Source organism: Kitasatospora sp. NPDC087271, assembly GCF_044744605.1.
In the GTDB taxonomy this organism is placed as follows: Bacteria; Actinomycetota; Actinomycetes; order Streptomycetales; family Streptomycetaceae; genus Kitasatospora.
Genome location: NZ_JBIUYQ010000004.1, coordinates 184,827 through 197,980, shown reverse-complemented (window position 1 = coordinate 197,980; position 13,154 = coordinate 184,827). Strand labels below are relative to the sequence as shown.

The following is a 13,154-nucleotide window of genomic DNA, read 5'->3' as shown; positions in this document are numbered from 1 at the left end:
TCCTGACTTCGGGGCGGGCGGGCGTGTCCAGGGCCGGGGGCCGTGACAGGGCACCACATTAGGCCGAGTCGGCCGAGCGGCGTGCACGGGGGACGCTCACCGTGGGATCGGAGGAGGTCAACGAGGAGGCCCGGAAGCGGCGGTTGGGGGCCCGGGGAGGAAAAGAAACTAAAGATATGGCAAAATGTTAGACTGAGTAACGATCCGCAACAGGAGCATTGACGCCTTCTTAACGGGTCGCGCCCTCCAGCACCACCAGACACCCCGCCCGCCCCTGCCTGCACGAGGTGCCACTGCGTGAACATCGACCACCTGAACCAGCTCCTCCTCGAGTTCTCCGTGATCCTGCTGGTCGCGGTGGTCGCCGTGCGGATATCCACCCGCTCAGGGCTACCGAGCCTGCTGATCTACCTCGGGATCGGCGTCGCCCTGGGCCAGAACGGCATCGGCGTCTCCTTCAACAACGCCGAGCTGACCCAGGTGCTCGGCTACGCGGCGCTCGTGGTGATCCTCGCCGAGGGCGGCCTCAAGACCAGCTGGCGCGAGGTCAGACCCGTGATGCCGGCCGCCACCGTGCTCGCCACCGTCGGCGTCGGGGTCAGCGTGTTCGTCACCGCGGCCGGCGCGCACTGGCTGGTCGGCCTGGACTGGCGGACCTCGATGCTGCTCGGCGCGATCGTCTCCTCCACCGACGCCGCCGCCGTCTTCTCCGTCCTGCGCATGGTCCCGCTGCCGCACCGGCTCACCGGCCTGCTGGAGGCCGAGTCCGGCTTCAACGACGCGCCCGTGGTCATCCTGGTCGTCGCCTTCGCCACCACCGGCGAGCTGGACTCCTGGTACGTCCTGGTCGGCACGATCATCGCCGAGCTGGCGATCGGCGCGGCGGTCGGCTTCGCGGTCGGCAAGCTCGGCGCGTACGGGATCAAGCACGTCGCGCTGCCCTCCTCCGGCCTGTACCCGATCGCGGTGATGGCGCTGACCGTGCTCGCCTACGCGGGCGGCGCGCTGCTGCACGGCTCCGGCTTCCTCGCCGTCTACATCAGCGCGGTGATCCTCGGCAACGCCAAGCTGCCGCACGGCCCGGCCGTCCGGGGCTTCGCCGACGGCCTGGCCTGGATCGGGCAGATCGGCATGTTCGTGCTGCTCGGCCTGCTCTGCACGCCCGAGACCATGGGCTCCGCGGTGGTCCCCGCGCTGGTGATCGGCGGCGTGCTGGTCTTCCTGGCCCGGCCGCTGTCCGTGGTGCTGACGCTGACCCCGTTCAAGGTGCCGGGCCGGGAGCAGGCACTGCTCAGCTGGGCCGGGCTGCGCGGGGCGGTGCCCATCGTGCTGGCGACCATCCCGCTGGTGTCGGGCGCGCCGAAGGCCCAGGACGTCTTCAACATCGTCTTCATCCTGGTCGTCGTCTTCACCCTGCTCCAGGGCCCGACCCTGCCCTGGGTGGCCAAGCAGCTGCGGATCGGCGAGGGCTCGATGGGCCAGGACCTGGACATCGAGTCCGCCCCGCTGGAGAAGCTGCACGGGCACCTGCTGTCGGTCGCGCTCTCCCCCGGCTCCCGGATGTCCGGCGTGGAGGTCAGCGAGCTGCGGCTGCCCAAGGGGGCCGCCGTCACCCTGGTGGTGCGGGAGGGCAGCTCCTTCGTGCCGGACAAGGCGACGGTGCTGCGCGGCGGGGACGAGCTGCTGGTGGTCACCACCGACGAGGTCGGCGAGGCGGCCGAGCGGCGGCTGCGGGCCGTGGACAAGGGCGGCAAGCTCGCGGGGTGGCTGAACGGGCGGTGAGGCCCGGCGTCGGGCGCTGAGACCCGCCGTCGGGCGCCGAGCCGGGAGGGTGGGCGGCGGGTGGCGACCGGAAGGCCGGAAGACCGGAGGACCGGAGGACCGGAAGGCCGGAGGACCGGAAGGCCTCACCCGCTGTTCACCTTCGATGGGCAGGACAATTTTGGACGGGCCTTGTAGTCTGGGGATCAGCGCGACATCTACGCGCGTATATGTATGATGGTCAGATCACACCCAGCATCTGCCTGAAGCAGAGTTGGCGCGACCGTTCGGCGGCCGCGGTCCGGACCTCGGCCACCACGCCGGGCCGGCCCGGTATCTACCCCGGTCGACGCGCGAGAGGACGACTCTCGGCGCCGTCGGGGCCACCCCATGCCCTGCCGCGCTACCAGGCAGCAGGAAGGACCGACCGTGACGGCCCGCCGAACGGTCGACGACCCCGCGGACACCGCGACCCCGCGTGACACCGCCAACGCCACCCCTGCCGACGGCACCGCCGATGCCGCCGGCGCCCCCGCCCCCGTGCGGGTCGGGTACGGCGCACTGCTGCGCACGCCCGGCGCCTGGACGTTCCTGGCGCCGGCGTTCCTCGCGCGGCTGCCGTACGCGATGCTCAGCATGGGCATCCTGCTGCTCGTCAAGGACACCCACGGCTCGTACGGCACCGCGAGCACCGTCGCGGCCGTCGCCGCCGTCGCCCAGGCCCTGATCGGCCCGCAGACCGGCCGGCTCGCCGACCGGTACGGCCAGACCGCCGTCCTCGTCCCGACCGTCGTGGTGCACGCGGCCTCGGTCGGCGCGCTGATCGCGCTGTCGCTCGGCCACGCACCGGCCTGGAGCCTGTTCCTGGCCGCCGTCCCGGCCGGCGCGAGCGTTCCGCAGATCGGCGCCATGGTCCGGTCCCGCTGGATCGCCGAGTTCACCGCGGACGGCGCGTCCGCCTCGTCCGCGGCCAAGGTGGGCACCGCGTTCGCCTTCGAGTCCGTGACGGACGAGTTCACCTTCGTGATCGGCCCGATCCTGGCCACCGCCGTCGCCACCACGGTCAGCCCCTCGGCCGGGCTGATCGCCGAGGCCACGCTGACCCTCGTCGGCGGCCTGGCCTTCGCCGCCCAGCGGCGCACCGCGCCCGCCCGGGCGGTGCCCCAGCCCGGCGTGCGGCGCGCCTCCGCGCTCGCCTCCCCCGGCGTCCGGCTGCTGGCCGGGGCCTTCCTCGGGGTGGGCGCCGTGTTCGGCGGCATGCAGGTCTCGGTGAACGCCTTCGCCGACTCGGTCGGGCAGCACGCCGCCGCCGGCACCGTGTACGGGATCTTCGCCGGCGGCTCGATGGTGGCCGGCGTGCTGTACGGCGTGATCGCCTGGCGGCGGGCCGTGCAGCAGCGGATGATCATGAGCTACGCCCTGCTGGTGCTGGGCTGCTCGACGCTGTGGGCGATGCCCAACCTGATCGCGCTCGCCGTCGCCGGACTGGTCTGCGGCCTGGCCATCGCGCCGACCCTGATCAGCGGCTACACCCTGGTCGAGACGCTCGTCGCGGACGGCGCCAAGACCGAGGCGTTCACCTGGCTGACCGGCGCCATCGGCCTCGGCCTGGCGGTCGGCCAGATGATCGCCGGGCAGCTGATCGACGGCCACGGGCCGTCCAGCGGGTTCCTGGTGCCGGTGGCCGGCGCCGGCCTGGGCCTGATCGCGCTGGTGTCGCTGCGGCACCTGCTGACCGCGCCGGGCGGGCCGGGCCAGGTGGTCGCGGCCGCACCGGAGCGCGGCGCCGCGCCGCGGCTGGTGGGCGCGGCCAAGGGCTGAGCGGGCACGCGGTGGCGCACCGCGCGAAGCCGTGGGCGGCGCGCGGTGGGGGCGGCGCGGAGCCGCGGTGGAGGAGCGTGCGCGGCTCGGCCACGGCTCATCTCACATCGGAGTCGCTGGACTGATCCAGCGGAATGCCGCATCATTGACCATCGTTAGCACTCATCAGGCGAGAGTGCCAGGAGGAAGACAAGTGCCCACGTACCAGTACCAGTGCACCGAGTGCGGCAACGGCCTGGAGGCGGTGCAGAAGTTCACCGACGAGGCGCTGACCACGTGCCCCGACTGCCAGGGACGGCTCCGCAAGGTCTTCTCGGCCGTGGGCGTCGTGTTCAAGGGCTCGGGCTTCTACCGCACCGACAGCCGTTCGTCCTCCAGCAGCACGGTGGGCGCAGGCTCCTCCGGTAGCTCCTCGGCGTCGTCGTCCGGCTCGACCCCGGCGTCGTCCTCGACGTCATCGACGTCCTCGTCCTCCGGTTCTTCGAGCTCTTCCAGCTCTTCCAGCCCGGCTCCGGCCGCGAGCTGACCTCGGCGCCGGACGCCCAGCGCATCGACAAGGCCCGCCACCCCGCGTTCTTCGCGGGGCGGCGGGCCTTCGTCGTCCCGGTTCGCCGTCACCACTCGTCGCCCCGGTTCGTCATCCCGGGCGGGCCGGATGCACTCGTGCGGGTGTACGAATTCATCCACAGGGCCCGAGTTGTCCACAGGCTGCGGATAAGGGCTTTCCGGGGCGGCGCGCGGCGCACATCGTAGGGGTCGCCGGAGAACGACCGGCCCGCACAGGAGCGGCCCCCACGACCTCGGTGGTGACCATGACGACCATGAGCCTCTCCGTACCGCTGCCCGCACCCGCCGTGCCGCCCCGGCGGGAGGTGCCGCGCTTCCCGCCGATCCGGCGCGGGGCCGGCGGGTGGCACCGCTGGCGGCACGCCGTACGGCGCCGGGCCGGGGTGCCCGCGCTGGTGCTGCTCGCGGTGGCCGCGGCGCTCGCGGTCGGGCCCGCGCGGGCCGGGCTGCCATCGCCGCCGGGCGGCCCGGTGGGCCGGACGGGTTGTCAATCCGGACCAACGGAAGATCACCCGTAACCGGGCAACGACTTCGTCGTTCACGGCGGCATGAAAGGCTTCAAGGAATTCCTGCTGCGTGGAAACGTCGTCGAACTCGCCGTCGCCGTCGTCATCGGCGCGGCCTTCACCAACATCGTCAACGCCTTCGTCAAGGGCGTCATCAATCCGATCGTCGGCGTCTTCGGAACGAAGGACCTGGCGTCCTACAGTTCCTGCCTCAAGGGCCCCTGCGAGCTGAACGCCACCGGCGAGGTCACGTCCGGGATCCTCATCCTGTGGGGATCGGTGCTCAGCGCCCTGCTGCAGTTCCTGATCACGGCGGCCGTCGTCTACTTCGTCCTGATCGTGCCCATGAACAGGCTGGCCGCCAGGCGGAAGAGCACCGCCGAGACGATGGCGGAGGCCGAGGCCAAGGAGGTCCAACTGCTCACCGAGATCCGCGACGCGCTGGTCACCCCGCAGCGCTGAGCACCGCTCCTCAGTCCCCGTGGTGCGGCGGGCGCTGGCTCAGGTACCAGTCCAGCCCCCGCCCACCGCTCTCCCCCGCCCCGGGGCGCTCACCCCAGCCGGAGTCGGTGTCGTCCCGGGACTGCTGGTCCAGCGGGTCCCGGAAGACCAGCCGGGCCTTCGGCGCCGCCGGCCGCGCCTCCCGCCCCTGCTGCTCACCCTGTCCCTGTCCCTGTCCCTGCTCCGGCTCCCGCGCCTGCCCCTGCTCGCTCACCCTGCTCACTTCCGCTTCCCGTCGACTGCCGTCCGGATCGCCCCGTCCCTCCAGCCTAAGAGCCCCGCGACACACCCCGGGCCCTGGTGCGGAGCGCTCCGCACCAGGGCCCGGGGCGGGATGGAGCCGCAGGCAGTTGGCTCGGGTTCTCAGGCGGCCTCGAAGCCCGCGTGGTCGGCGATCTTCTTCAGCTCGGCCAGCGCGTGCTTCTCGATCTGGCGGATCCGCTCGCGGGTGAGGCCGTGCTGCTTGCCCACCTCGGTGAGGGTGCGCTCGCGGCCGTCCTCCATCCCGTAGCGGGAGCGGATGATCGAGGCCGTGCGGTCGTCCAGCCGCCCGATCAGGCCGTCCAGCTCCTCGCGGCGGAGCATCACCATCACGGCGTCCTCGGGGGACGTCGCCCCGGTGTCCTCGACCAGGTCGCCGAACTGGGTCTCGCCCTCGTCGTCGACCGCCATGTTGAGGCTGACCGGGTCGCGGGCCCAGTCCAGCACGTCCTTGATCCGGGCCTCGGTGGTGTCCAACTCGGCCGCGATCTCGGCCGGCTCGGCCTCACGGCCCAGCTCCTTGGACTTCTCCCGCTGCACCCGCCGGATCCGCCCCAGCTCCTCGACCAGGTGCACGGGCAGCCGGATGGTGCGGGACTGGTCGGCGATCGACCGGGTGATCGCCTGCCGGATCCACCAGGTGGCGTAGGTGGAGAACTTGAAGCCCTTGGCGTAGTCGAACTTCTCGACGGCGCGCACCAGGCCGGCGTTGCCCTCCTGGATGAGGTCCAGCAGCGGAAGGCCGCTGCGCGGGTACCGGCGGGCGACCGCCACCACGAGCCGGAGGTTGGAGCGGATGAAGACGTCCTTGGCGCGCTCGGCGTCCTCGGCTATCGCCTCCAGTTCCTCGCGCTTCACGCCCTCGGGGAACACGCCCTCCTCCAGCAGGTGCTGGGCGTACACGCCGGCCTCGATCCGCAGTGAGAGCTCGACCTCCTCGGCGGCATCGAGCAGGGGTGTCCTGGCGATCTCGTCGAGGTACATACCGACCAGGTCGCGGTCGGCCTCAAGGTTGGTCGGGCGGGCCGCGCGAGTCCGGTCGGCCCTGTCGCGAACGACGGCACGGGTGGCCATGCTTGCTCCCTTTGCTGGAATTGCCGAGGTCTGCCTGCCTGCCCCCCGAGAGGGCAAGAAGTGCGGGCCCCGCGGGGCTCACACGTAACGATCCAACGAACAGAATCCGGACAACATTCCCAAGTCACTCAGATTCTTCCCCGCGATGCAGTATGCTGCCGGTTTTCACCCCGGCCATGGACACCGGGTGACCGGTCGAGCACCGTCGGTGTCGTTTCCGCGACCGCTTCCGAACGCTTCCGTCACGCCCCGCACACGCGCCCGCCGCCCCACCGGCCGCCATACAGGGTGAAACCCCCGAACGGGCACGCGCGTTCCCGCGCGCCCCCCGCCTTCCACCGGCGCCCGCCCCCCGGCGCACGCAGGTTCTCCCCACAAACGATGCCGAATCGCTATCACCCGTGGTCCTGATCGCCCCGGGACACTGGGAAGGTGTCAGCCATGCACCTGACCAACAGCTCGACCGCCGTCACTGCGCGTCACCGCCGCCTCTTGCGGGATTCGGCGCTCGCGGTGGTCTGTGCCGCGCTGTTCGGCCTCCTGGCCGCCCTGGTGACCCGACACTGGCATCCGCTGGAACAGCTCGACCAGAGCTGGATCGGCGAACTGCACACCTTCGCCCGGCGGCACCGGATCTGGACCGCCTCGGTGCAGACGCTCTCCGACATCGGCGGCACGGTCACGATGCGCACCCTGCTCGGCATCGCGGCCGTCTGGCTGTGGCTGATCGGCGCCCGGGTCCTGGCCGGCTGGGTGGCCGCCCAGACCCTGGTCGGCTGGGGCGGCCAGTGGGCGCTGAAGCTGGCCGTCGACCGCCAACGGCCCTCCTTCGCCGACCCGGTCTCGCACGCCGGCGGCCCGGCCTTCCCCTCCGGGCACGCCATGGCCTCGGCGATCGCCTGCGCGGTGCTGGTCGGCCTGGTCTGGTACCGGGTCCGCCGACGCGGGCGGATCGCCGCCTGCGCGGTGGCGGCGGCGACGGTGCTGACCATCGGCTGGACCAGGATCGCCCTCGGGGTCCACTGGCCGAGCGACGTGGTCGCCGGCTGGCTGGCCGCCGGATTCGTGCTGGGCGCCGTGACGGCCGTCGTCGAACTCTGGCGACCGGGCGCGCTCGCCCGCGACGTACGGCGGGTCAACTGGCGTACCCGGCCGAGGGTCCAGCGGATCACCGTGCCGTCGGTCCGGTCGCCGCGCGGCACCGACCCGCTGGGCGGCGCCGCCACCGACCACCCGGACGGGGCCGTCCACTGAGAGGCCGTCGGCATCCACGCGCGGCCGTCCGGGGCCGTCCGGGGCCGTCCGGGGCTGCCCGAAGCCGTCCGCTAGCGTGACGGCCATGTCTCCCGACCCGGTCCCCACCGCCGCCGCCCGTCACCCCGAGCGCCCGCTGCGGATCGCCACCGTCCAGGCCCAGGCCGTGGCCGGTGACATACCCGCCAACGCCGCCCAGGCCGCCGAGTTGATCCGCGAGGCCGCCGCAGCCGGCGCCCGCCTGGTGCTGTTCGCCGAGAAGTTCCTCTCCGGCTACGAGCCCGAGCTGATCCGCACCGACCCGCTCAAGTACGCCGTCCAGCCCGGCGATCCGCGCCTCGCGCCGATCGCCGAGGCCTGCCGCGGGACCGGCACCGCCGCGATCGTCGGCGCCGCCGCGCAGGTGGGCGACGAGCTGCGGGTCTCCGCCTTCGTCCTCGGCCCGGACGGCGGCCTCGTCACCCGCTACGACAAGCAGCACCTGTTCAAGACCGAACGCGACTACTACCGCCCCGGGGCGGCCGGTTGCACCCTGGAGCTGGACGGCTGGCGGCTCGGCCTCGGCGTCTGCTACGACTCGGGCTTCCCCGAGCACGCCCGCGCCGCCGCACTCGACGGCTGCCACGCCTACCTGGTCGGCGCGCTGTTCAGCGTCGGCCACGGCCACCACGAGTCCCGCACCTGGTTCCCCGCCCGCGCGCTCGACAACACCCTCTACACGGTGCTCGCCAACCACATCGGCCACACCGGCGGTTGGCACACCTGCGGCGGCAGCGCGGTGTGGGCCCCGGACGGCCGACTGCTCGCCGAGGCGGGCGAGGACCGGCGCGAACTGGTGGTCGTCGACCTCGACCCGGCCGTCCTGCGCGCCGCCCGGGAGACCGAGACCATGCTCGCCGACCTGGCCGTCGCCGGCGCCCGCCCGGCCGCCCCGCGCGCCCTCTTCACCCTGGCCTGAGCCGGTCGAACCTCCGTGCCCGGCCGCTCCGGGCAGGCGGGGTGGCCCGGCCGCTCCGAGCCGGGTGCGCTGGCCGGTCAGGCGGTCCGCATCGCGTCCACCACGGTCATCCGGCCGACCCGACGGGCTGGCAGGACGGCGGCGGCGAGCCCGGTCAGGACGGTCAGCCCGAGCGCGGCCAGCACCAGCACCACCGGCGGGCCGCCGACCGTCCCCACCGTGGAGGTGAGCGAACGCGCGGCCGCCCAGCCGTAGCCGACGCCCAGTCCGGTGCCGACCAACGCCCCGGCCAGCGACAGCAGCACCGCCTCCAGGGTGAGCATCCGGCGCAGCTGCCGCCGGGACATCCCGATGGCGCGCAGCATGCCGATCTCGCGGGCGCGTTCGCTGACGCTGAGCATCAGGGTGGCCGCGACGCCGAGCCCGGCGATGGCGACCGAGAAGGACAGCAGGGCCATGCTGACGGTCGTCATCCGGTCCAGCAGCAACCGCAGCGTCTCCGCCTGCGCGCCGATGTCGGTGACGGCCACCTCCGGGTGGTCGGCGAGCGCCCGGTCCAGCGCCCGGCGGGCGGTCGACCGGTCCTCGCCCGCGCCCGGGCTGATCCAGACCGTGGTGACGGCCGCGCCGGGGGCGAGCCGGTCCAGGGTCGCGGGGGTCACCAGCAGCGTCGCACCGGTCTGCAGGGTGAGCGGCAGGCTGCTGCGTCCGGGTTCGACCCGCAGGTCGGTGCCGGGCCCGCCCGCCGGGCCCCCGACCCGGCGCACCCCGCCGCCGCCGAGACCGCTCAGCGCGGCGCCGTCGGCAAGCGCCCCGGCCTGGTCGACGCCGTCCGCCGAGGGGTTGAGCCGGGCCAGGTCGGCGGCCGCGACCAGGGTGGGCCGGCCGTCGAGTTCGACGGTGGCCGAGCGGACCGGCGTGACGGCGAGCCCGCGCTGCGCACCGAGCGCGGTGACCGCCCCGGCGGGCAGCGCGCCGCCCCCGGTGACGACCGCCGAGAAGACCCCGGGCTGGCGCGCGGACACCGCCGGCACCAGGGAGTTGGAGGTGATCTCCAGCGCGGTGACCGCGCCGACCATCACGGTCACGCCGAGCAGCAGCGCCGAGCCGGTCGCCCCGGTGCGGCCCGGGTTGAGCCGCAGCTGCTGGGTGGCGAGCCGCCCGGCCGTCCCACCGAGCCGCCGGGCCGGGCCGCCCAGCACGCCGACGACGGCGGGCAGCAGCCGGTCGGCGAGCCGCAGCACGCCGAAGAAGCTGACGATCGCGCCGACGGTGACCGCGAGCAGCGACAGCGGCGGCGGGGCCACCGCGCCGGCCACCAGCAGCGCCGTCCCCGCGCACAGCAGCACCGCCGTCCACACCGCCGCCCGGGCCTTGGCCGCCCCGCCGACCGGCCCGTGCATGCCGCCGAGCGCGGCCACCGGCGGCACCGCCGCCGCGGCCTTCGCCGGGCCGCGGACGGCCAGCAGGGTGAGCAGCACGCCGAACAGCCCGGCCAGCGCGCAGGTCAGCGGGGCCGGCGCCAGCGAGAGGTGCACCGGGCCGAGGTCGAGCGTGCCGACGACCACCGTCCCCGCCGCGCACAGGCCGACCCCCAGCAGCACGCCCGCCGCCGAGGCTCCCGTCCCGAGCAGCAGCCCCTGGCGGCGGATCAGCCGGCGCAGCTGCCGCCGGTCGGCGCCCACGCAGCGCAACAGGGCGAGTTGGCGGGTCCGCTGAGCCAGCACCACCGTGAAGGTGTTGCCGACCACCATCCGCGCCACCGCGAGCGCGATCAGCACGAAGGAGAGCGCGGCGATCAGCACCACCCCGTAGAGGGTCCGGCTCTGCCGGGTCGCCTCGGTGACGGAGGCGTCTCGGGTGCGCACCTCGACGCCGTCGCCGAGGACGGCGCGCAGCGCCTCGACGGTCCGGGCCCGCGAGGCGTCCGGCCGGACCCGGACGTCCAGCTGGGCGGTGGTGACGCCGGTCGCGTACTGGGCGACCGCACCGGCCGGGACGCCGACGATCGGGCGCCCGGCGAGGCTGGGCGCGCCCCGGCCGTCCAGGACGCCCGCCAGCCGGGCGGTGGCGGGGGAACCGTCGGCCCGGGCCAGCCGCACCTCGGCCCCGGGGGCGGCGTCGAGCCGGTGCGCGGTGTCGGCGTCGAGCAGCACCTCGCCGGGCCCGGCCGGCCAGTGGCCGCCGGTGAGCAACTGCCAGCGCAGCGCCGGGTCGTCGGCGACCGCGCTGACCGCGGCGGTCTGGTCGAGCGGGCGCCCGTCGGCCGTCAGCACCGATCCCTTGCCGACCAGTCGCGGTGCCACCCCGGCCACCCCGGCCGTCCGCCGGGCCCGCTCGGCGGCGGCGTCCAGCCCGCCACCGGCGGCGGTCCTGGTCACCTGCACGTCGCCGGACCCGACCTCGGCGGCCGCGGTCTGGCTGAAGGAGTCCACCAGCGCCCCGCTGCCGCTGACCGAGGCGATCAGGAAGGCCACCCCCAGCGCGATCGCGGCCCCGCTCAGGAGCAGCTGCCGCAGTTGCCCGCGCAGCTCGGCCACGGTGTATCGGTACGTCGTCATCGCTCCCCGGCTCGTCCGCCCTGACCAGGCACGACGCACTGGCAGGGGCCTCACCGAGCCTAGGGTTCGCACCCGCCCCGGCCCGTCAGCACGAGGTCTCCTCGATGATCACTCCGAGGACGGACGGCCGACCGCGCCCCCTCCTCCCCGAGAGGTACGCCGCCCCCGACCCGGCCCGGCCCCGGAAACGCCGTAGGCCCCCCGCCCTGGTGGGCGGGGGGCCTACGGCGACACACGCGTCTCTGGTGCCCCAGGCAGGATTCGAACCTGCGACACCGGCTTTAGGAGAGCCGTGCTCTATCCCCTGAGCTACTGAGGCGAGGATCCGCCGGGGAGCGACTGCATCCCGTAAGCGGATCCGGGGCGGCCGGCCCGAGGGCAAGCCGCTACCGGCTCAGTGTAGCGGGTCGGGCGGCGCCCGGGCGGCGGGTTCGCGATCTTGCCGATGGCGGGGCCGGGCGCGCCGCCCTCCGGCCTCCGACGGGGCGTCGGGGCGGGCGGTGACGGCTGCCCGCCGGGCCGGGGGCGGTGCTCAGCTGCGGGAAACGACCATCTGGGCGCTGCCGTCCGGCAGGCCGGCGACGGCGACCTTCTGCCCGCCGAAGGAGGTGCTCCACCAGCCCTGCCAACTACCCGAGGCGTAGCGGGCGCTGTGGTAGACGACGCCGTCGTTGCCCACGGCGATCAGCTGGGCGTCGCCGTTCGGCATGCCGGTGATCGCGAAGCTCCCGGACTGGAAGCTCGCCGCGCCGGCGTAGCCGTCGACCACGTTCCAGTCCTGCCAGGAGCCGCTCGCGTAGCGGGCGCTGTGGTAGATCTTCCCGTCGCTGCCGGTCGCCAGCAGTTGGGTGTCGCCGTTCGGCATTCCGGCGATCGCGACGTCCTTCGCCTGGAAGGTCGCGGCGCCGACGCCCGCGACGGCGTTCCAGCCCTGCCAGGCGCCGTTCGCGGAACGGACGTTGTGGTAGACGTTGCCGTCGTTGCCGGTGATCAGCACCTGCATGCTGCCGTCCGGCAGTCCTGCGGCCGCGATCTTCTGCGCGCCCCAGTCTCCGATCGGCAGCCAGCCCTGCCAGGCGCCCGAGGCGTAGCGGGCGTTGTGGTAGATCTTCCCGTCCTTGCCGATCGCCATCACCTGGGTGTCGCCGTTCGGCATTCCGGCGATCGCCTCGGCCCGGGCCGCGAACCGCGCCGATCCGGCGTAGCCGTCCAGCGGCGCCCAGCCCGTCCAGGATCCGTTCGGGTAGCGCGCCGTGTGGTACAGGTTGCCGTCGGCACCGGTGGCCAGCGTCTGGGTCGAGCCGTCCGGGGTCGCCGCGATGGCGTCCTGCGAGCCGTTGAAGAAGGCCGAGCCGGCGTAGCCGTCCAGCGGGCTGAAGGACGTCCAGTTGCCGTCCACCAGGCGCGTGGCGTGGAAGAGGTCGCCGGCCTTGCTCACCGGCGCGGTCGGCGACGGGTACGGGTTGGCGTGGTCGGTGCTCAGGCCGCCGTTGCACTTCGCCGCCCAGGCCCCGGCGCCCTGGCCGGCCAGGATCCGCTCCGCCGTCAGGATCTGCTGCTGCTTGGTGGCCTGGTGGGGCATCGGCGCGTACTGGGTGCCGCCGTACGCCTCCCAGGTGCTCTTCGTGATCTGCAGGCCCCCGTAGTACGGCCAGCCGGCCTTGTAGTAGCTCCAGTCGCCGCTGCTCTCGCACTGCGCCACCCGGTCCCAGGTGGCCACCGAGGCCGCCTGGGCGGAGCCGGCGGCCACCGTGGACAGGCTCAGGGCGGCGAGGGCGGTGAACGTGAGGGCGGCTGCGCGGGGTCGGCGGGAGGCGCGGGACATCGTGACCTCTTCTCGGAGGGGCGGGACGGCTCGCGCGGGACGGAGCCGGGGGTGAGCGGCGCGAC

Annotated in this window: 11 protein-coding genes and 1 tRNA gene; 7 read left to right on the top strand and 5 right to left on the bottom strand. The window is 74.0% G+C overall.

Translation table 11 applies throughout. From position 1 onward, the window contains the following. Positions 1 to 297: 297 nt before the first annotated feature. The 5 genes from ACIO9K_RS09695 to mscL all read left to right on the top strand — a co-directional run bounded on the left by ACIO9K_RS09695 (position 298) and on the right by mscL (position 5,117). A complete protein-coding gene (locus tag ACIO9K_RS09695) occupies positions 298 to 1,782 on the top strand; it encodes a potassium/proton antiporter (protein WP_363619196.1) in 1,485 nt (494 codons plus the stop codon). Positions 1,783 to 2,190: 408 nt separating this feature from the next. Then, positions 2,191 to 3,582 carry an MFS transporter gene (locus ACIO9K_RS09690; RefSeq protein ID WP_400328217.1) on the top strand — a complete coding sequence of 464 codons (1,392 nt, stop codon included), beginning with the start codon at positions 2,191 to 2,193 and terminating at the stop codon, positions 3,580 to 3,582. A gap of 193 nt (positions 3,583 to 3,775) precedes the next feature. Continuing rightward, complete coding sequence (locus ACIO9K_RS09685) at positions 3,776 to 4,108, top strand: FmdB family zinc ribbon protein (protein ID WP_350877692.1); 333 nt, start codon at positions 3,776 to 3,778, stop codon at positions 4,106 to 4,108. A 295-nt stretch (positions 4,109 to 4,403) separates the two neighbouring features. Beyond that, positions 4,404 to 4,667 (top strand): hypothetical protein, encoded by a 264-nt coding sequence (locus ACIO9K_RS09680; RefSeq protein ID WP_380491757.1) that lies wholly within the window; start codon positions 4,404 to 4,406, stop codon positions 4,665 to 4,667. A 30-nt stretch (positions 4,668 to 4,697) separates the two neighbouring features. After that, positions 4,698 to 5,117: a large conductance mechanosensitive channel protein MscL gene (gene mscL / locus ACIO9K_RS09675; protein ID WP_363619194.1), complete on the top strand. Its 420-nt coding sequence runs from the start codon at positions 4,698 to 4,700 to the stop codon at positions 5,115 to 5,117. Positions 5,118 to 5,127: 10 nt separating this feature from the next. Here mscL and ACIO9K_RS09670 read toward each other — a convergent pair whose 3' ends face one another. Continuing rightward, on the bottom strand, positions 5,128 to 5,379 hold the full coding sequence (locus tag ACIO9K_RS09670; protein ID WP_400328214.1) for a hypothetical protein: 252 nt from the start codon (positions 5,377 to 5,379) through the stop codon (positions 5,128 to 5,130). A 140-nt stretch (positions 5,380 to 5,519) separates the two neighbouring features. Next, positions 5,520 to 6,491, bottom strand: coding sequence for a sigma-70 family RNA polymerase sigma factor (locus ACIO9K_RS09665; RefSeq protein WP_363585362.1), 972 nt, complete (start codon positions 6,489 to 6,491; stop codon positions 5,520 to 5,522). 441 nt (positions 6,492 to 6,932) lie between these two features. Here ACIO9K_RS09665 and ACIO9K_RS09660 point away from each other — a divergent pair, with 441 nt between their 5' ends. Both ACIO9K_RS09660 and ACIO9K_RS09655 read left to right on the top strand, forming a co-directional pair. Then, on the top strand, positions 6,933 to 7,745 hold the full coding sequence (locus ACIO9K_RS09660; protein ID WP_400328212.1) for a phosphatase PAP2 family protein: 813 nt from the start codon (positions 6,933 to 6,935) through the stop codon (positions 7,743 to 7,745). An 85-nt stretch (positions 7,746 to 7,830) separates the two neighbouring features. Continuing rightward, positions 7,831 to 8,703, top strand: coding sequence for a carbon-nitrogen hydrolase family protein (locus ACIO9K_RS09655; protein ID WP_400328210.1), 873 nt, complete (start codon positions 7,831 to 7,833; stop codon positions 8,701 to 8,703). Between the two features lie 77 nt (positions 8,704 to 8,780). Here ACIO9K_RS09655 and ACIO9K_RS09650 read toward each other — a convergent pair whose 3' ends face one another. From ACIO9K_RS09650 to ACIO9K_RS09640, 3 genes are all read right to left on the bottom strand, one after another. Continuing rightward, a complete protein-coding gene (locus ACIO9K_RS09650; protein WP_400328208.1) occupies positions 8,781 to 11,264 on the bottom strand; it encodes an ABC transporter permease in 2,484 nt (827 codons plus the stop codon). Between the two features lie 243 nt (positions 11,265 to 11,507). After that, a tRNA-Arg gene (locus ACIO9K_RS09645) sits at positions 11,508 to 11,583 on the bottom strand. 213 nt (positions 11,584 to 11,796) lie between these two features. Beyond that, entirely contained in the window at positions 11,797 to 13,089 is a 1,293-nt protein-coding gene (locus ACIO9K_RS09640) for a transglycosylase family protein (protein ID WP_363619189.1), read from the bottom strand. Between the last annotated feature and the right edge of the window lie 65 nt (positions 13,090 to 13,154).